Below are 17,680 nucleotides of genomic sequence, written 5' to 3'. Positions count from 1 at the left end.
CCATGCCGGACGCTCAGGGGTATCCGGCATGGGGCACGCTGACGCGGGTGGAAAAGACCCGGCCGGTGGGCCTGGTCACGTCCACCGAACCGGTCCATTCGTTGACGACCATGTAAAGCGTCCGCCCATCTGCGCCGCCGAGCATCACCGCAAAACACATGCGGTCGAGCTCGAATTTCTCCACCACCTCGCCGCCATCGCGCATGCGCAATACCGTTGGGCCGGTGGACGTCCAGATGGCGCCTTCGGCATCGGCGCAGATGCCGTCATTGCCATATTCGCCCACATTGCCCCAGAGCCGCCGGCCCGAGAGGCTGCCATCCGCGGCAATGTCGAAGGCCGTCAGATTGCCGGTAAAGCTCTCGGCGCAGACCAGGGTCCTGCCATCGGCCAGGATCGCCATCCCATTGGGGAAGGAAAGGCCGTCGGCCACCTTGCGGGCGCTGCCATCGGGCCCCACCAAGGCGATGAAGCCGGGCTGGAACGTGCCGCCGGGAAACTCGAAATTGATGTTGTTGACATAGATATGCCCGGCCGGATGCACCGTGATTTCGTTGCAGCCAAAAGGCGAGAGAGCTGACAGATCGGCGAAGCGGGTGAAGCTGCCATCGGGCTGCCGGACCTTGAGGTCATTGTCGGCGGCGTGGACCAGCAGCATGCGGCCATCGGGCAGCCAGTCGAAAGAAAAGGGCAGCGAGGCGATAGAGGCTTCCACTGCAGGATGGCCTTGGGCGTCGATGGTATGCAGTTTCTGGCCCACCCAGTCGGCGAACCACAGCTTCCCGTCGTGCCAGCGCGGGCATTCGCCAAGCAGGATGCCATCCATCAGCTGGGTTATTTCGGTCATTGTCTTGCTCCATCCTGGGTTCACGACAATGTCGCGGCAGATCGGCCGATTTCGACATCGGCAGCAAAAAAGGAGCCGCCATGACCGGCCGCATCGTCATTCTCAACGGCGCGCCGCGCTCGGGCAAATCGTCGATCGCCGCCGCGATGCAGCAGAGCCTGCCCGGCCGCTGGATCAACCTGGGCGTCGATGCGCAGAACCGCATGCTGCCGCCGTCCCTGTTGCCGGGGATCGGCCTGCGGCCCGGCGGCGAGCGGCCCGACCTCGAGCCCTCGGTCGTGGCGCTCTTTTCGGCCCTCTATGATTCCATCGCCGCCCATGCCGACCAGGGCTTCGATGTGGTGGCAGACCTGGGTCACCACGACGTCTATTCGACGCCGCTGGGCATCCTGCCCGCCTGCGCCCGGCGCATGACGGGTTATGGCGTGCTGTTTGTCGGCGTCCACTGCCCCATAGAGGTCATCATGGCGCGCCGCAATGCCGATCCGCAGGGCCTCTATCTAGGCGGCGACACTGTCCCCGAACCGGTGCGGCGCTGGCAGGAAGCGGTGCATGCGCACGCAGATTACGACATCACGGTCGATACGGGGACAAGTTCACCCCAGGACTGCGTCCACACCATCGCGGCGGAGCTGGCCGACCCGCCCCGCCCCAGCGCCTTCCAGCGGCTGGCTATGATCCCGCCCCCATCCGCGCCAGCAGCCGGTCGCGCTTGATGAACTGGTGCCACAGGGCGGCCCCGATATGGCCGACCAGCAGCACCATCAGCAGGCGGGCGAGAAGGCCATGCACGGTGAAGGGCGGCACCGCGGCAAAATCGGGCAGCGGCAGGGCGGCCGCCCCGGTCAGTTGCGCCGCTGCGCCGCTGAGCACAACCGTGCCGATACCGCTCGACACCATCACCAGAATGACCGCGTAGAGGCCGTAATGCACGATATGGGCGGCCCTCGCCTGGCCGCGCGACAGGCCCGCGGCATCAGCCGGCCTGCGGTCGAGGAACAGCCACCAGATGATGCGCAGCAGCGTCAGTATACCCACCAGCGTGCCCATGATGGCATGCGCCCGCAGCAGGTTGAACTCGATGGCGGCATCGGCCGTGTTGGCGGCGCCCAGGCCGCTGACCAGCATCAGCAGGATGGCAAGGGCGGTCAGCCAATGGATGGTTATGGCGACTGCGCCGTAGCGGGTTGGACTGCTCTTGAGCGCCATGGCCGGCTCCTTGCCTCACATCCGTTTCAGGCTTATACATAGCATACTATATATTTACATAGCAAGCTATATAAATGACGCTGATTCGCGAGACCTCAGCCGGCTACATGACCAACTGGGCTGCCCGCCTGTTTGCCCGCGAGCTGGAGCGGCAGCTGGCGCCCACGGGCATCGCCCCCGCCTATATGCCCGTGCTGTTCGCCCTGGCCGATGGCAGCACGCTGACACAAAAGGAACTCGCTCGCCGCGCCGCCGTCGAGCAGCCCACCATGGCGGCCACGCTCAACCGCATGGAACGCGACGCCATGATAGACCGCCATCCCGACCCCGGGGATAAGCGCAGCGCCCTGGTCTCCTTGACCCCGCTGGCTTTGGGCAAGGTGGAAACGGTGGAGCGGGTGGTGAGCGCCATCAACACGCTGGCGCTCGAGCAGCTGACGCCGGCCGAACGCAGCCAGTTTCTCAGCCTCCTGGCACGCATCATCGGCGTGCTCGAAGCCCAGGATGCGACGCTGGGCGATTGAGTGGTCGCGTCGATATTTCGGCAGAGGTGTTTCCCAACTGGCCTTGGCCGGACGGCCGCCGGGCCTCCGGTTTGGACTGCTCGGATGGCGAGGCCATTGCCCCGGTGCGGGTAGTCCGCAAACAAATGAGGCAAAGGCCTCGCCATCGCGCCGGGATTTGAGACGGGTTCGGGCCAGGTACGCTGTGTCGCAAGCGCAGCTGCCGGGTTTCCCCCGCCGGGCCGGACGACTCCAACCCCACCGACATCCCGCACACGACCGTTCGTCGCGACCGCGCAGTTTATGTGCGGGAATGGGATGAGTATGCGGGCGGGTGGAGCGAGGGGGATAAGTTATTTTGGGGACCACCTAAGCCCACGCACGGCGACAAAGTCCTCGCCCCATCGGTGAGAGGGCGGGGTGAGGGGGCTGCCCCGGCCTAGCGCGGGGTGCGAGATTCCCCCTCACCCGGCGCTGCGCGCCGACCTCTCCCCGATGGGGCGAGGTAAAAGGCCTCACACCTCGTCGAGAAACGCCAGCACGCGGCTCATCACCAAAGCCGCCTGTTCGGCGTCGTAATCGGCGACCGAATTGTCGGTGAAGAGGTGCCCATTGCCGGGATAGAGGAACAGGTCGCCATTGTCGGACTGGCCGACCAGTTCCATGGCCGCATCGGTATCGCCGCTATCGACGAATTCCGGATCGGCATCCATGGCATGGACCTGCACCGGCACCTGCTTTGGCCAAACTGGCGAAAACTCGGTCACATCAACCGCACCATGCAGCAGCACCACCCCGCACACATCACCCCGCGTCTGCGCAATCGCCTGCGCCGGCAACACGCCGAGCGACATGCCGATGACCACGATCGGGCCAGCCACCGCGTCCGCCGCCGCCTTGCCGCGCGCGATAACCTCGCCAAAGCCGATGGTCTTCACATAGGCGATGCCCTCGGGGATGGAGCCGAAGGTCTTGCCATCGAGCAGGTCGGGAACATGGACCGTGTGGCCAGCGGCACGGAACGTGTCGGCAATGGCGGCTACGCCAGGGGTGAGGCCTTGCACGTGGTGGAAGAGGAGGATGGTGGTCATTTGGTGGCTCCGGGAGCATGCCCACTCCAATGCCCATCAAGCGCAGCAAGAGTGGGCTCCGCATTGCAAACAAGGTATTGTAGAGACGGAATATTTCGGGGGTGGCTAAATGGGTGAAAAATTAGATGAAGCTAAGGCTGCTGCGACAACGCAGATAGCCAAAACAGCAGAGAAAGGCTTAGATCTACTGAGTGGTGCCGGAAAATTCTTCGATCAAGTATTGGGTGAGGGCCTCCGACATGTAGGAGGAAGTTTCACAGATTGGGCCGCAGTGTTTCGGTATGAGAATGCTTTCAAACTTGCTGACAAGATTGAAGCCATTCACGCCGCGCGCGGAATAACGTCAGCGAAGCGATCAATTGAACCACGCTTAGCAATACCCCTCATCCAGGCGTCCACTATGGAGAGCGACGAGGAGCTGCAAACGCTGTGGGCGGGTATGATTGCAAATGCCACTGACCCAAACCTCACAACTAATGCCAGACGCGATTTTGTCACACTCCTTTCGGCTCTCGAGCCTATAGACCTGAGGTGTCTGCTGGCAATTAGCGAACACATGACCACCACGGCAGGTAAGAGTGTTGTCCAAACCTGGTCGGCCGTTCCAAATGAAAGTGAGCGGCCCAAGAGAAACATAACCTGGCTTTGCTCAGTGCTGGGTAAAGACCCTGATCTCATCAAGATCAGCGTCGAAAGTCTTGAACGGCAAGGGTTAATAGTAGATCGAACTGACGATCCCGATGATGATTTTGCCGGGCAAATAATCGTTCCGGTTACCCACAAAGAGGCCGACTTGTGGCTATCTTATACAGGCGAGGCATTGCTTAGCGCCTGCAAGGCGTAGCAGAAAGGCCCGGGGTCACCCCCGGGCCTTCTTCATTCCAGTCCAGACTGCGTCTGGCGCCTCACCCCAGATGCGCCAGCACCGCGAGCAGCAATAGCGCCACGATATTCGTGATCTTGATCATCGGGTTGACGGCCGGGCCGGCCGTGTCCTTGTAGGGGTCGCCGACGGTGTCGCCGGTGACGGAGGCCTTGTGCGCGTCGCCGCCCTTGTGGTGGGTGACGCCGTGGCTATCGGTGAAGCCGTCTTCAAAGCTCTTCTTGGCATTGTCCCAGGCGCCGCCGCCGGCGGTCATGGAAATGGCGACAAAGAGGCCGGTGACGATGACGCCCATGAGCATGGCGCCCAGGGCCGAGAAGCCGGCAGCGGGGCCCGCGATCCAGTTGATCACGAAGAACACCACGATCGGCGACAGCACGGGGAGCAAGCTCGGCACGATCATTTCGCGGATCGCCGCCTTGGTCAGCATGTCGACGGCCTTGGCATAGTCAGGCTTGGACGTGCCGGCCATGATGCCCGGATCGGCCTTGAACTGGCGGCGCACTTCCACCACCACCGACTGGGCGGCGCGGCCCACGGCAGTCATGCTCATGCCGCCGAAGAGGAAGGGCAGGAGGCCACCGAACAGGAGCCCGACCACCACATAGGGGTCGGCCAGCGAGAAGGTGAGCTGGCCCATGCCCTGGAAGATGGCAGGGGCGTCGGGCAGCGAGGCGAAGTAGTTCAGGTCCTGCGTATAGGCGGCAAAGAGCACCAGGGCACCCAAGCCCGCCGAGCCGATGGCATAGCCCTTGGTCACGGCCTTGGTCGTATTGCCCACCGCGTCGAGCGCATCGGTATTGTGGCGCACTTCCTTGTCGAGGCCGGCCATCTCAGCGATACCGCCGGCATTGTCCGTCACCGGGCCGAAGGCGTCGAGGGCCACCACGATGCCGGCCAGGGCCAGCATGGTCGCGGCGGCAAAGGCGATGCCGAACAGGCCCGCCAGCTTGAAGGTGATGATGATGCCGGCGATGATGACGAGAGCCGGCAGCGCCGTCGATTCCAGCGAGACCGCGAGGCCCTGGATGACGTTGGTGCCGTGGCCGGTGACCGAGGCCTCGGCGATCGAGTTCACCGGGCGGCGGCCCGTGCCGGTATAATATTCGGTGATGACAATGATCAGCGCCGTGATGACCAGGCCCACCACGCCGCACCAGAACAGCGACATGGGGGTGAAGCCGCCCAGATCGGCGCCCATGTCGCCGTTGAAGACGAAGGCCAGCACCGGATAGAGCACGATCAGCGACAGTACGCCTGTGGCGATGATGCCCTTGTAGAGCGCGCCCATGATGTTGTTGCTGGCGCCCAGCTTGACGAAATAGGTGCCCGCGATCGAGGTGATGACGCAGGCGCCGCCGATGGCCAGCGGCAGGACCATGCCAGCCAGCTTGAAGGCATCGGGCAGCACGATGGCGGCCAGCACCATGGTGGCCACGATGGTCACCACATAGGTTTCGAACAGGTCCGCGGCCATGCCGGCGCAGTCGCCGACATTGTCACCCACATTGTCGGCAATGGTGGCCGGGTTGCGCGGATCGTCTTCGGGAATGCCCGCCTCGACCTTGCCCACCATGTCGCCGCCCACGTCGGCACCCTTGGTGAAGATGCCCCCGCCCAGACGGGCGAAGATGGAGATCAGCGACGCGCCGAACGAGAGTGCAACCAGCGCATCGATGACGGTGCGGCTGGTGGCCTCGAAACCGGCGCTGGTGAGGAACATGAAATAGAGGGTGACGCCGAGGAGGCCGAGGCCCGCCACCAGCATGCCGGTCACGGCGCCGGACTTGAAGGCCAGGTCGAGACCCTTGGCCAGCGAGCCGACCGCCGCCTGGGCCACGCGCACATTGGCGCGCACGGAGACGTTCATGCCGATGAAGCCGGCCACGCCGCTCAGCACGGCGCCGATCAGGAAGCCGATGGCGGCATAGATGCCGAGCAGGAAGTAGGCCGCGATCAGGATGACCACGCCCACGATGGCGATGGTGGTATATTGCCGCTTGAGATAGGCCGATGCACCTTCCCGGACGGCTGCCGAGATTTCCTGCATGCGGGCGCTGCCACTATCGGCGGCGAGCAATTGCTGCGTGGTGATCACGCCATAGACGATGGACAGAGCGCCACACAGGACGATCAGCCAGAGTGCCAAAGTCATCGAAACAGTCCCTCTAGATTTACCTCCGGGGACTCAACGCAATGGCAGTGCCGGTCCTCCAACCCGCACGCCCTGCCCTCCTAGAGCCCCTTCCGCAGGCGAGATTAGCCGGATTGAGGGGTTAAGCAATGGAAAATGCGTTGATTTGTCGCGGTGGGGGAATGGCCTGGAGGGTATTGGCTCTATCGCCTCCCTCCCCCTTGAGGGGAGGGATTGAGGGTGGGGGTCGTTTGGATGACCCCTGAAGGACCCCCTCCCCGGCCCTCCCCTCAAGGGGGAGGGAGGGCAAGAGCCGTGAGCTTCTCAATCAGCGCCGCGCCATCCCCTGCCACATCAAGCGTCTTCATCCGCGCCGTCTCTCCACTCACGACGCTCACCGCCGATTTCGGCACACCGAGCGCCCGGGCCAGCGACGCCACGACGGCTGCATTGGCCTTGCCCTTGTCGGGCACCGCGCTGACCCGGACCCGCAGCACGGCCGTGCCATCATCCCTGGTCTCGACGCCCTCGATTGCGTCGCGCCCGCCATTGGGGGTGACACGAACGAAAAGGCTCAGCCCGCCTGGGCTGAGCCGATAGCATTTGGGCGGCTGCGACAGGGCTAGATGCCGGCGCGGATGACGGCCGGATAGACGTAGTAGAAGATGATCTGCTGGATGAAGAAGATCGCGATGAAGGCGATGATCGGGCTGATATCGAGGCCCGAGAAATTCGGCATCACCCGGCGGATGGGGCGCAGCACCGGCTCGGTCAGCTGATTGAGCACCCGCCACACGCCGTCGACGAAGGCATTGCGCGTGTTGATCACGTTGAACGAGATCAACCAGCTCATGATGATCATGGCGATCAGCACCCAGCGATAAAGATCGAGGAGCACGAGAATGACATCGAGCACGGCGCGCATGGGCGTCTCCGGAAAACAGGTCTGGGATTATCTAGTGGGTGAAAGACCTTGCGGCAAGGGCGGGCGCCAAAGCATGAGCCTCGCTCCGGTCGCACGGAACGAGGCTCGATGACTTTGGATCCGGTACGCAGAACTACACTCTCCGGACAGCCGCTCCATTGCACGAAGCGTGCCAACACCTGCCCTGCGGCGAACCGGCGGGCAGAGATTAAGGGGTCGTGAACAATCGCATTCTGCGACAGGCAGCTGCCTTGCAGAATGCAAGGCGGATCGCAAATTGCGATCAGGCGCGCGAGACGCTCGGCTTCCAGGTGGCGACCTTGAACAGGTAGAGCAGCACCACCAGGCCGAGCACCAGGTAGCTCAGCGGATCGAGCACCACCTCGATGCTCTCATAGTGCTCGTGCAGGATATAGCCGGCCAGTGTCAGGAAGGTGTTCCAAATCAGCGCCCCGGCGGTCGAGGCCAGCAGGAACACCGGCAGGCTCATGCGGGCGAGGCCGGCCGGAATGGAAATCAGCGTGCGGATGATCGGCATCAGCCTGCCGAACAGCACGATGATGGGCCCGAAGCGGTTGAACCAGCTTACCGCAGTGTCGATCTCGTCGGCGTTGAAGGCCATCAGCCGCCCGAAGCGGTCGGCCAGCCAGCGCACGCGATCGAGGCCGAACAGCCGCCCGGCAAAATACCAGGGCAGCATGCCCACCACGGCGCCAAAGGTTGCCGTGGCGATGACGCCATAGAGGTTGAGATCGCCATTGGCGGCGGCAAAGCCGGCAAAGGGGATGATCAGTTCAGACGGGATGGGCGGAAAGATCGATTCCGCCAGCATGACGAGGAAAATGCCGAGATAGCCCAGATCGGAAATGGTCTGGATGATCCAGTCGGTCATGCCTTGCGTCCTCATGGTCTCGTCGTCGTCACCACCGGACCTGTCCCGGTGGTCCATGGCTGCCAAGAAATGGATTGCCCGGACAAAGCCGGGCAATGACGTGGTGTAAACTAGGTGCGAGAGCCCAACAGGCGGCTAAGCCGACTTGGCGGCGCGGCTCATGCGCTTGCGGTCGTTGGGGTCGAGCCAGATCTTGCGCAGGCGGATCGACTTGGGGGTCACTTCCACATACTCGTCTTCGGCAATGTAGCCGAGCGACTGTTCCAGCGTCAGCTTCTTGGGCGTGGTCAGGCGCACCGCTTCGTCCTTGGACGTGGTGCGGATATTGGTCAGCTGCTTGCCCTTGAGCGGGTTCACTTCGAGATCGTTGTCCCTGCTGTGCTCGCCGATGATCATGCCTTCATAGACGTCGACGCCGGCGTCGATCATCATCGGGCCACGCTCTTCGAGGTTCCACAGGGCGAAGGCCACGGACTGTCCGGTGGCGTTCGAGATCAGCACGCCCGTGCGACGGCCCGGCAGGTCGCCCTTGAACGGCACGAAGGAGTGGAACAGGCGGTTGAAGATGGCGGTGCCGCGGGTGTCGGAGAGCAGCTCCGGCTGGTAGCCGATCAGCGAGCGGGTGGGCACCAGCAGCTGGATGCGGGTGCGGCCGACGCCGGAGGGACGCATGTCGGTGAGCTCGCCCTTGCGCTCGGTGAGCTTCTGCACGACCGTGCCGGTGAATTCGTCATCGACGTCGATGATGACTTCCTCGACCGGCTCGAGCTTTTGGCCGTTCTCTTCCTTGAACAGCACCTTGGGGCGGCCGATGGTGAGCTCGAAGCCTTCGCGGCGCATGTTTTCGATCAAGACGGCGAGCTGGAGTTCGCCGCGGCCGGCCACGTCGTAGGAGTCGTTGTCATCGCCGGGGGTGACGCGAATGGCCACATTGCCTTCGGCTTCGCGGAACAGGCGCTCGCGGATGACGCGCGACTGCACCTTGTCGCCTTCGCGACCGGCCAGCGGGCCGTCATTGATGCGGAAGGTCACCGACAGCGTCGGCGGATCGATCGGCTTGGATTCGATGGCCTTGGTGACCGAGGTGGCGCAGAGCGTATCGGCCACGGTCGAGGTCACAAGACCGGCAATGGCGACGATGTCGCCGGCCTGGCCGACTTCGATCGGGGTGCGCTCGAGGCCACGGAAAGCCAGGACCTTGGAGACGCGGCCCTTCTCGACTTCCTTGCCTTCACGGTTGAGCGTGTGGATGGCGTCGTTGGCCTTGACCGAACCGGAGGTGATGCGACCGGTGAGGATACGGCCCAGGAACGGGTTGCGCTCGATGGTGGTGACCAGCATGCGGAAGGCGCCTTCTTCCACGGCCGGCTCCGGCACGTGTTCGATGACCTTGTCGAGCAGCGGGCCCAGGTCGTTCTTGGGACCCTCGGGTTCCATGGCCATCCAGCCCTGCTTGGCCGAGCCATAGAGCACCGGGAAGTCGAGCTGCTCGGGGGTTGCATCGAGGGCGATGAAGAGGTCGAAGATCTCCTCGAGCACTTCGAGGTGCCGCTCGTCGGCCTTGTCGATCTTGTTGATGGCGACGATCGGCCGGAGGCCCTGCTTGAGCGCCTTGCCCAGCACGAACTTGGTCTGCGGCATCGGGCCTTCGGCGGCGTCCACCAGGATGACCACGCCATCGACCATGGAGAGGATGCGCTCGACTTCGCCGCCGAAGTCGGCGTGGCCGGGCGTGTCCACGATATTGATGCGGGTGTCCTTCCAGAGGAGGGACGTCACCTTGGCCAGGATGGTGATGCCGCGCTCGCGCTCGATGTCGTTGCTGTCCATGGCGCGTTCTTCGACGCGCTCGTTTTCGCGGAATGAGCCGGACTGCTTGAGCAGCACGTCGATCAGCGTGGTCTTGCCGTGGTCAACGTGGGCGATGATGGCGATGTTGCGCAGCGACATATGGGATCAGCCTCTTTGGCATGATCCCAAAACCTTGGGCCGCGAAGGGGCGGCGGCAAACGGCTGGACCATGCAGGAATTACAGGGCGCCCACCCCGCAAGAACACGAGAACCGGCGCATTTGGCGCTGCCTTACAGGAAGAAGGGGTTTTCCACAAGCGCAGGCCGCGCAGAGGTGGGTTGCGGCGCCTCGAAACCCGTCCGCAGGGTAAATCGGGCCGGCCAAATGAAAGAGCGGCAACCCTTTCGGATTGCCGCTCTCAAGATGACGACGCTGAGGTTTGACTACGGTCGCGCGGTCATCTCCCGTTGATGACGTCCATAGAAGCGGTGAGTGCCCCCAGCTCCCGACATCTACAACGTATGCGAGATTAGAAGTGGTAGCTGACGCCGACGGTTGCCTTGGCGCCGTCGAAGAAGTTGTTGTTGCCGTCGTTGTAGAAGCCAACGCCAACCAGCTGGCCACGAACCGAGATCGAGTCGGTCACGGCAAATTCCACGCCACCACCGAGCTGGTAGGTGCCGAAGGTGTTGCCTGCATTGTTGACTTCAACACCCGTACCGGCCAGCGCGTAGATCAGCACTTCGTCGGTGACGACAGCGCCCAGGCGGCCATTGATGAAGAATTCGCCGAAGCTGGCAGTGTTGTTGAAGATCCACTCAGCCGAACCTTCGAGGCCGATCAGCACGGGATCGGCAACGATGAAGTTCACGCCGACATGGGCGCCCAGCAGGCCATAGGTCGTGCCCGGGTAGAACTGGCCACCGCCCTGGACGCCGGCATAGAGGCCGTCCCAGGAGAAACCAGCCGATTCCATGATAGGCTCGGGCGAGGTCGGGATGATCAGGTCGGCAGCATAAGCAGCGGTGGTGGAGAGCAGAGCGACGGCGGCAACGGCCAACGAACGGATGATCATAAAGTTGTTCCCATAAAGAAGTTCGCTGTTATCTGCACTGCTAAGCCCATGGCCGCAACACAAAAAAGTCATCTTGCCGCCACGAAATGGCTGGTGCCATTTGGTTGTGGCAGAAAAGCCTCACCCCCCACAGGCCACATCGTGGCGCTACGACGCCTTCTTGCGTTCCGGCTGCTGCTTGGCGGCCTCGGTATGAAGCAGGCTGGCGAGCGCGGCGGGCGGCAGAGGGGGCGAGAAGAGGAAGCCCTGAACTTCCGAGGCTCCCAGTGCGCGCACCATTTCGAGCTGTTCCTCGGTTTCCACCCCCTCGGCGGCAGTCGACATGCCCAGCGACTGCCCCAGCCCGATCACCGCCCGGATAATGGCCTGGCTGTCGCTGCGGCTGGTGAGGTCGCGCATGAAGGAGCGGTCGATCTTGATCTTGTCGAAGGGGAAGCTGCGCAGGTAGCTCAATGAAGAATAGCCGGTGCCGAAATCGTCCATCGAGATCCGCACGCCCATGGCGCGCAGGTCGTGCAGCACCTTGAGGTTGGTGTCGTTCTCCGCCAGCAGCAGCGACTCGGTGATTTCGAGCTCGAGCCGGGTGGCGGGGATGCGCGCTTCCTGGAGCGCCGACTTGACGATGCTCAAGAGGTCCCGGCTCTTGAACTGCACCGGCGAGAGATTGACCGCAACGCGCACGTCCCCCGGCCAGGTCGCCGCGATCTTGCATGCTTCGCGCAGTACCCATTCGCCGATCGGCGCGATGAGGCCGGTTTCCTCGGCAATGGGGATGAACTCCACCGGCGAGATGGTTCGCCCCTCGTGATCCCAGCGCAGCAGCGCCTCGACGCAGGTGACCCGGTTCTCCCCCAGCCCGAGCAGGGGCTGGAACACCAGGCGCAGTTCGGCCCGCTGCAAGGCCAGGCGCAGGCCGGCTTCGATGGAGCGCCGCGACTGGAGGTCCGCATCCATGCCGGCCTCGAAGAAGTGATAGGTCGAACGGCCCTCACTCTTGGCCTTGTAGAGCGCAAGGTCGGCATTCTTGACCAGAGTGTCGGTCTTGACCCCGTCGCCCGGACCCACCGCAATGCCCACGCTGGCGCCGATCTCCACCTGCTGGCCGCCGATCAGCATGGGCTGGCCGATGGCCTTGATGATGCGGTCGGCCACCTTGGCGGCATCGGCCGCGCTATCGATGGGGCGCATCAGCAGGGCAAATTCGTCGCCACCCAGGCGCGCCAGAACATCGGTTTCGCGCGTCGTGCCCCAGAGCCGCGCCGAGGCCTGCTTGATGACTTCGTCGCCCACTGCGTGTCCCAGCGTATCGTTGACCGCCTTGAAGTGATCGAGATCGATATAGAGGACGGCCGCCATTTCGCCGCGGCTGAGGCCGGCCTCGGTCTTGGCCATCTGTTCGAGGAATTCGATGCGGTTGGGCAGGTCGGTCAGCGCGTCATGGCGCGCCAGGTGGCGGATGCGCGCCTCGTTCTGCCGCTGCTCGGTAATATCCTCGTGGGTCGACACCCAGCCGCCATCCTTCATCGGATGATGCTGCATCATGATGGTGCGGCCATTGAGCTCGTGGATGTTCTTGCCATATTCGCGACGGGCGATCACCTCGCGCCGCCAGGCGATATATTCCTCGCGCGTGCTGCCCGCCTCCATGCCCGTATCGAACAGGTGGCTGAGAATGTCCTCGAGCATGGTGCCCGGCTTGATCAGGTTCGGCGGCAGATTGTAGATGCGCGCATAGGGCTCGTTGCAGATGACCAGACGCCCCTTGGCGTCCATCATGCACAGGCCCTGCGAGATGTTGTTGACGGCGGCGTCCAGGCGGATGTTCTGCCGCTCGAGCTCCAGCTTGCGCTTGGCGACCACTTCGGTGCGGGCGAGCTCGTCGGTGATGTCCTCATGCGTCACCACCCAGCCCAGGGCCGGCGAATAGATATGGGCCGTCTCGATGGTGCGGCCCCCATGCACGACTTCCTGGCTCTTGGTGCGCGCCCCGCTCCTGTTGGCCAGCAGTTCGGCGGTATAGGCCTCGTAGAAGTCATCGGGACGCTGGTCGGGATGGTTGCCCAGCTGGCCGCTGAGCTGGACCACTTCCTCCAGCGTCATGCCGCGATAAAGGGCATCCGCGGAAAAACCATAGATGTCGCGATAGTTCTTGTTCCACATCACCAGCCGGAACTGGGGGGACCAGACGCAGAAGCCATAGGGGATGTTCTCGAGCGCGGCGTCGAGCAGCAAAGCCTCAGCCATTTCGCTCAAGCTGCCAGCGTCTTCTGCTCGCACCCGCCGACCCCCCGTCTCAATGCTTCTGCACGACGCTGGAAGGGAAGCTAGTTTGATCTCGTTAACGATGGTTTAAGCCGGCGCCTGGGCCCGGACGCATTGGGGCGCAATCCGGGCCATTCATGAGTGCCGGCGATCAGCCGCGCGCCTTCTTGTTGCGAGCCGCATAGGTTTTGAGCCGCAATCCGTTGAGGCGGATGAAACCGGCCGCATCCTTGTGATCATAGGCCACGGCACCCTCTTCGAAGGTCACCAGGTCCATCGAATAGAGCGAATGCGGCGAGGTGCGGGCGATAACCGTTGCCGAGCCCTTGTAGAGCTTCACCGTGACTTCGCCGGTCACATAATGCTGGCTCTTGTCGATCAGGGCCTGCAGCATCTCGCGCTCGGGGGCGAACCAGAAGCCGTTATAGATCAGCTCGGCATATTTGGGCATCAGCTCGTCCTTGAGGTGAGCCTCGCCACGGTCGAGCGTGATCGATTCAATGCCGCGATGCGCCACCAGCATGATGGTGCCGCCGGGGGTTTCGTAGAGCCCGCGCGACTTCATGCCGACGAAGCGGTTTTCGACCAGGTCCAGCCGGCCCACGCCATGCTTGCCGCCCAGCTCGTTGAGCTTGGTGAGCAGGGCCGCCGGCGAGAGGCGCACGCCATTGACCGAGACCGGGTCACCCTTCTCATATCCGATGGTGATGATCTCGGCCTGGTCGGGCGCCTGTTCCGGATCGACGGTGCGCTGGGCCACATAGTCGGGCGCCGGGATCGCCGGATCTTCCAGCACCATGCCTTCGGACGAGGTGTGAAGCAGGTTGGCATCGACCGAGAACGGGGCTTCGCCGCGCTTGTCCTTGGCGATCGGGATCTGGTTGCGCTCGGCATAGTCAAGCAGCTGGGTGCGGCTCCTGAGGTCCCATTCGCGCCAGGGGGCGATCACCTTGATCGAGGGATCGAGCGCATTGGCAGTCAGTTCGAACCGCACCTGGTCATTGCCCTTGCCGGTGGCACCATGGGAAATGGCGTCGGCCCCGGTTTCCTGGGCGATCTCGACCAGCCGCTTGGCGATCAGCGGGCGGGCGATCGAGGTACCCAGCAGATAGACGCCCTCATAGACCGCATTGGCGCGGAACATGGGGAAAACGAAGTCACGGACAAATTCCTCGCGCAGGTCCTCGATGCGGATATCCCTGATGCCGAACATCTCGGCCTTCTTGCGCGCCGGCTCGAGCTCTTCGCCCTGGCCGAGGTCGGCGGTGAAGGTCACCACCTCGCACTGGTAGGTCTCCTGCAACCACTTGAGGATGATGGAGGTGTCCAGGCCCCCCGAATAGGCCAGCACGACCTTTTTGATGTCTTTCGCCATTGGCAACCGCTCCTGTTCAGATTGGCGACACAATAGTCCAGCTCTTGCGCAATGAACTTGCGATTATCGCAGCCTTGGCACATAAATTGGCATAATCTGCCATGAAATCACATGCAGGACGCACGACATGCCAGAAACGCTGGACGCCATCGATCGCCGCATCCTCCGAGCATTGCAGCGCAACGCCCGCATGTCCAATGTCGAACTGGCCAACGAAGTGGGTCTTTCCCCCTCCCCCTGCCTGCGCCGGGTCAAGCTGCTCGAGGACCGCGGCATCATCGACCAGTATACCGCCGTGCTCAACGGCCCCGCCATCGGGCTGGGCCTCACCGTCTTTGCCCGCATCTGGTTCAAGACCCAGGATGCCGAGACCACCAACCAGTTTGCCGAGACGGTACGCAAATTCCCCGAAGTCGCCGAATGCTACCTGACGACGGGCGAATGCGACGCCATCATGCGCATCGTGACGGCGGACCTCCATGCTTATTGGCGCTTCCAGTCCGATTATCTGATGCGTATTCCGTCCGTGCAGTCGGTCAAGACCGATGTGCCCATGGAGACCATCAAGCGGAGTTATGAACTGCCGCTGGGTTGATGTTGGCTCGATACGCGACCACGCCAATGTCTTTCCGGCGAAGGCCGGAATTCATGCAGTGAGTTCTCCCGTCGCTGGATCTGTCGGCGCGCCACGGATATGGATCCCGGCCTCCGCCGGGATGACGCGGTGGTTGTGGCCGCACGGCGATCGAACGCGTCGCTCAAAGAGTGGATTCCCGCTTTCGCGGCAATGACCCGGTGATAGAAGGGAGCATCCGCATCGGAGCCAGCCATGCCCAGCTTCATTCCCGATCTCTCCGTCATCCTTGCATTCGCACTGGCCGGCTTCGTGCTGGCGGTGACGCCCGGACCGGACATGGCGCTCTTCGTGTCGCGTACCATCAACTGGGGCCGCAGCCATGGCTTTGCCACCGTGCTCGGCGCCACGACGGGCATCGCCGTTCATACCATGCTGGTCGCCTTCGGTATTTCGGTGCTGATCGTCACCGCGCCGGCCGCCTTCTGGGCGCTCAAGATCGTAGGCGCCGTCTACCTCATCTGGCTGGCCATCCAGGCGGTGCGGTCGGGTGGTGGTATTCTGGTCGTGCGACAGGCCGGCAGGCAGCCCAACTGGTGGCAAAGCTACATGACGGGGCTCGGCATCAACCTCACCAACCCCAAGGTGGCCCTGTTCTTCGTGACCTTCCTGCCGCAATTCGTCTCGGCCGAGGACCCCGCCGCCGTCGGCAAGCTCCTGTTCCTGGGCGTCGAATTCGTCGTGGTGTCGCTGCCCGTCGTCATCGCCATCGTGCTGTTTGCCGAATGGCTGACCAAGACGCTGCGCGAAAAGCAATGGGTCGGCAAGGCCCTCAACTGGAGCTTTGCCGCCGTTTTCATGGCCTTCGCCGCGACGATCCTGCTGGCTGAAGGCCGGAAATGAACTATCGCCACGCCTTCCATGCCGGCAATTTTGCCGATGTGGTCAAGCACGTCATCCTCGTGCGCATCGTCGAATATCTCAAGCGCAAAGACGCCGCCTTCCGCGTGCTCGATACCCATGCCGGGATTGGGCTCTATGATCTCGAAGGTAACGAAGCCGGGCGGACCGGCGAATGGGTCGAGGGCATCGGCAAGCTGGTCGAACAGGGTATGTCCGGGCCTACCGCCGAGCTGGCGGCGCCCTATCTCGCGGCAGTCAGGGCACAAAACCCCGATGGCGGCCTGCGCTTCTATCCCGGCTCGCCGCTGATCGTCCGCCATCTGCTGCGTGAGCAGGATCGCCTCTTCGCCCTCGAATTGCACCCCGACGACGCCGAAAAGCTGCGCGAGAATTTTGCCGGCGACATCCAGGTGCGCGCCACCCATCTCGATGGCTGGGCGGCCATGGGCACCCACCTCCCGCCTAAGGAGAAGCGCGGCCTGGTGCTCGTTGATCCGCCCTTCGAGCAGAAGGGCGAATTCGACCGTATGGTCGCCGCACTGGTCAAGGCGCACCAGCGTTGGCCCGGCGGCATCTACGCCTTCTGGTACCCGATCAAGGACCCGCACGAGATCGCCGAGTTCGTCGACGGCCTCGAACACACCGGCATTCGCAAGATCCTGCGCATCGAACTCAACATCCGCCCCTTCACCAACCCGCCGCGCCTGCACGGGACCGGCATGATCGTGGTCAACCCGCCATACGCGCTGGAAGCCGAGCTGAAGGTGGTGCTGCCGGAACTGGCAAAGCTTCTGGCGGAGGACGGCAAGGGTCGGGTGCGGATGGAATGGGTGGCGGGGGAGTAGCGCTCAGCGCTCCCGCTTCGCCTCTCGCCTGTCCCGCGTCATCCGCGTCGGCGCATGAAAGGCCGGTGGCTTGGTCTTTACCCAAGCCACAAACGCCGCAATCTCGGGGTCGGCGCGGAGCGCCTCCACATCCGCCAGCTTGGTCGCCAACTCCGTCTCGCTGAACCGCGCATGGATGGCGCTGTGGCAGATCTGGTGCAGCCGCACGGTGCCCAGGTGCGTCCCGCCCTTGAGGCGGGGCGTCAGGTGATGGCGGCTTGACTTGGCATCGGGCGGGATGGGCCGATCGCAGAGCGGGCAGATGGCAGGCGCGCGATGGGCAGCGGCGGTTTCTGACGCCGCTATGGCCGCCTCGATCCGCCGCGCCGAA

At 63.4% G+C, this 17,680-nt stretch carries 18 protein-coding genes; 6 read left to right on the top strand and 12 right to left on the bottom strand.

Annotated elements, in window-relative coordinates; translation table 11 throughout:
- Nucleotides 1-13 precede the first annotated feature (13 nt).
- Nucleotides 14-847, bottom strand: a complete 834-nt coding sequence (locus JI749_RS03180) for an SMP-30/gluconolactonase/LRE family protein (RefSeq protein WP_201658880.1) — start codon at nt 845-847, stop codon at nt 14-16.
- A gap of 80 nt (nt 848-927) precedes the next feature.
- On the opposite strand from JI749_RS03180, the gene JI749_RS03175 reads away from it, so the two are divergent.
- Nucleotides 928-1,563 carry a chloramphenicol phosphotransferase CPT family protein gene (locus tag JI749_RS03175; protein ID WP_201658877.1) on the top strand — a complete coding sequence of 212 codons (636 nt, stop codon included), beginning with the start codon at nt 928-930 and terminating at the stop codon, nt 1,561-1,563.
- On the opposite strand, the gene JI749_RS03170 is transcribed toward JI749_RS03175, so the two are convergent.
- On the bottom strand, nt 1,520-2,056 hold the full coding sequence (locus JI749_RS03170; RefSeq protein ID WP_201658874.1) for a cytochrome b: 537 nt from the start codon (nt 2,054-2,056) through the stop codon (nt 1,520-1,522). The two genes, JI749_RS03175 and JI749_RS03170, sit on opposite strands and share 44 nt — an antisense overlap.
- A 74-nt stretch (nt 2,057-2,130) precedes the next feature.
- On the opposite strand from JI749_RS03170, the gene JI749_RS03165 reads away from it, so the two are divergent.
- A complete protein-coding gene (locus tag JI749_RS03165) occupies nt 2,131-2,580 on the top strand; it encodes a MarR family winged helix-turn-helix transcriptional regulator (protein WP_201658871.1) in 450 nt (149 codons plus the stop codon).
- 494 nt (nt 2,581-3,074) lie between these two features.
- On the opposite strand, the gene JI749_RS03160 is transcribed toward JI749_RS03165, so the two are convergent.
- The gene (locus tag JI749_RS03160) at nt 3,075-3,650 is read right to left on the bottom strand and encodes a dienelactone hydrolase family protein (RefSeq protein ID WP_201658868.1); all 576 of its coding nucleotides are present in this window, start codon (nt 3,648-3,650) and stop codon (nt 3,075-3,077) included.
- Nucleotides 3,651-3,759: 109 nt separating this feature from the next.
- Here JI749_RS03160 and JI749_RS03155 point away from each other — a divergent pair, with 109 nt between their 5' ends.
- Nucleotides 3,760-4,494, top strand: coding sequence for an Abi-alpha family protein (locus JI749_RS03155; RefSeq protein ID WP_201658865.1), 735 nt, complete (start codon nt 3,760-3,762; stop codon nt 4,492-4,494).
- 61 nt (nt 4,495-4,555) lie between these two features.
- Here the strand turns inward: JI749_RS03155 and JI749_RS03150 are convergent, their stop codons facing one another.
- The 8 genes from JI749_RS03150 to JI749_RS03115 all read right to left on the bottom strand — a co-directional run bounded on the left by JI749_RS03150 (nt 4,556) and on the right by JI749_RS03115 (nt 14,988).
- On the bottom strand, nt 4,556-6,688 hold the full coding sequence (locus tag JI749_RS03150; protein ID WP_201658862.1) for a sodium-translocating pyrophosphatase: 2,133 nt from the start codon (nt 6,686-6,688) through the stop codon (nt 4,556-4,558).
- Nucleotides 6,689-6,957: 269 nt separating this feature from the next.
- Complete coding sequence (locus JI749_RS03145) at nt 6,958-7,287, bottom strand: DUF167 family protein (RefSeq protein WP_201662489.1); 330 nt, start codon at nt 7,285-7,287, stop codon at nt 6,958-6,960.
- A gap of 2 nt (nt 7,288-7,289) precedes the next feature.
- Entirely contained in the window at nt 7,290-7,592 is a 303-nt protein-coding gene (locus JI749_RS03140; protein WP_201658859.1) for a YggT family protein, read from the bottom strand.
- Nucleotides 7,593-7,875: 283 nt separating this feature from the next.
- Nucleotides 7,876-8,484, bottom strand: coding sequence for a DedA family protein (locus JI749_RS03135; protein ID WP_201658856.1), 609 nt, complete (start codon nt 8,482-8,484; stop codon nt 7,876-7,878).
- A 135-nt stretch (nt 8,485-8,619) separates the two neighbouring features.
- Nucleotides 8,620-10,434: a translational GTPase TypA gene (typA, locus tag JI749_RS03130; RefSeq protein WP_201658853.1), complete on the bottom strand. Its 1,815-nt coding sequence runs from the start codon at nt 10,432-10,434 to the stop codon at nt 8,620-8,622.
- Between the two features lie 371 nt (nt 10,435-10,805).
- Complete coding sequence (locus JI749_RS03125; protein WP_201658850.1) at nt 10,806-11,351, bottom strand: outer membrane protein; 546 nt, start codon at nt 11,349-11,351, stop codon at nt 10,806-10,808.
- Between the two features lie 147 nt (nt 11,352-11,498).
- On the bottom strand, nt 11,499-13,595 hold the full coding sequence (locus JI749_RS03120; protein WP_233280969.1) for a putative bifunctional diguanylate cyclase/phosphodiesterase: 2,097 nt from the start codon (nt 13,593-13,595) through the stop codon (nt 11,499-11,501).
- A 169-nt stretch (nt 13,596-13,764) separates the two neighbouring features.
- Entirely contained in the window at nt 13,765-14,988 is a 1,224-nt protein-coding gene (locus JI749_RS03115; RefSeq protein ID WP_201658843.1) for an argininosuccinate synthase, read from the bottom strand.
- Between the two features lie 127 nt (nt 14,989-15,115).
- On the opposite strand from JI749_RS03115, the gene JI749_RS03110 reads away from it, so the two are divergent.
- From JI749_RS03110 to JI749_RS03100, 3 genes are all read left to right on the top strand, one after another.
- Nucleotides 15,116-15,583, top strand: a complete 468-nt coding sequence (locus tag JI749_RS03110) for an Lrp/AsnC family transcriptional regulator (protein ID WP_201658840.1) — start codon at nt 15,116-15,118, stop codon at nt 15,581-15,583.
- A 234-nt stretch (nt 15,584-15,817) separates the two neighbouring features.
- Nucleotides 15,818-16,465, top strand: a complete 648-nt coding sequence (locus JI749_RS03105) for a LysE family translocator (RefSeq protein ID WP_201658836.1) — start codon at nt 15,818-15,820, stop codon at nt 16,463-16,465.
- Nucleotides 16,462-17,310 carry a 23S rRNA (adenine(2030)-N(6))-methyltransferase RlmJ gene (locus tag JI749_RS03100; protein WP_201658833.1) on the top strand — a complete coding sequence of 283 codons (849 nt, stop codon included), beginning with the start codon at nt 16,462-16,464 and terminating at the stop codon, nt 17,308-17,310. Before JI749_RS03105 ends, JI749_RS03100 begins: the two co-directional genes overlap by 4 nt.
- A 3-nt stretch (nt 17,311-17,313) precedes the next feature.
- Here JI749_RS03100 and JI749_RS17410 read toward each other — a convergent pair whose 3' ends face one another.
- A complete protein-coding gene (locus JI749_RS17410; protein WP_233280968.1) occupies nt 17,314-17,667 on the bottom strand; it encodes an HNH endonuclease in 354 nt (117 codons plus the stop codon).
- Nucleotides 17,668-17,680 lie beyond the last annotated feature (13 nt).

Source organism: Devosia oryziradicis, from assembly GCF_016698645.1.
Classification (GTDB): domain Bacteria; phylum Pseudomonadota; class Alphaproteobacteria; order Rhizobiales; family Devosiaceae; genus Devosia; species Devosia oryziradicis.
The sequence above is the reverse complement of the archived record's forward strand: the minus strand, read 5'-3'. Positions and strand labels throughout refer to the sequence as shown.

Bases quoted from the DNA above. Each gene is read 5' to 3' on its own strand.
- JI749_RS03180 (WP_201658880.1), bottom strand. From the start codon at position 847: ATGACCGAAATAACCCAGCTGATGGATGGCATCCTGCTTGGCGAATGC.
- JI749_RS03175 (WP_201658877.1), top strand. From the start codon at position 928: ATGACCGGCCGCATCGTCATTCTCAACGGCGCGCCGCGCTCGGGCAAA.
- JI749_RS03170 (WP_201658874.1), bottom strand. From the start codon at position 2,056: ATGGCGCTCAAGAGCAGTCCAACCCGCTACGGCGCAGTCGCCATAACC.
- JI749_RS03165 (WP_201658871.1), top strand. From the start codon at position 2,131: ATGACGCTGATTCGCGAGACCTCAGCCGGCTACATGACCAACTGGGCT.
- JI749_RS03160 (WP_201658868.1), bottom strand. From the start codon at position 3,650: ATGACCACCATCCTCCTCTTCCACCACGTGCAAGGCCTCACCCCTGGC.
- JI749_RS03155 (WP_201658865.1), top strand. From the start codon at position 3,760: ATGGGTGAAAAATTAGATGAAGCTAAGGCTGCTGCGACAACGCAGATA.
- JI749_RS03150 (WP_201658862.1), bottom strand. From the start codon at position 6,688: ATGACTTTGGCACTCTGGCTGATCGTCCTGTGTGGCGCTCTGTCCATC.
- JI749_RS03140 (WP_201658859.1), bottom strand. From the start codon at position 7,592: ATGCGCGCCGTGCTCGATGTCATTCTCGTGCTCCTCGATCTTTATCGC.
- JI749_RS03135 (WP_201658856.1), bottom strand. From the start codon at position 8,484: ATGACCGACTGGATCATCCAGACCATTTCCGATCTGGGCTATCTCGGC.
- typA (WP_201658853.1), bottom strand. From the start codon at position 10,434: ATGTCGCTGCGCAACATCGCCATCATCGCCCACGTTGACCACGGCAAG.
- JI749_RS03125 (WP_201658850.1), bottom strand. From the start codon at position 11,351: ATGATCATCCGTTCGTTGGCCGTTGCCGCCGTCGCTCTGCTCTCCACC.
- JI749_RS03120 (WP_233280969.1), bottom strand. From the start codon at position 13,595: ATGGCTGAGGCTTTGCTGCTCGACGCCGCGCTCGAGAACATCCCCTAT.
- JI749_RS03115 (WP_201658843.1), bottom strand. From the start codon at position 14,988: ATGGCGAAAGACATCAAAAAGGTCGTGCTGGCCTATTCGGGGGGCCTG.
- JI749_RS03110 (WP_201658840.1), top strand. From the start codon at position 15,116: ATGCCAGAAACGCTGGACGCCATCGATCGCCGCATCCTCCGAGCATTG.
- JI749_RS03105 (WP_201658836.1), top strand. From the start codon at position 15,818: ATGCCCAGCTTCATTCCCGATCTCTCCGTCATCCTTGCATTCGCACTG.
- JI749_RS03100 (WP_201658833.1), top strand. From the start codon at position 16,462: ATGAACTATCGCCACGCCTTCCATGCCGGCAATTTTGCCGATGTGGTC.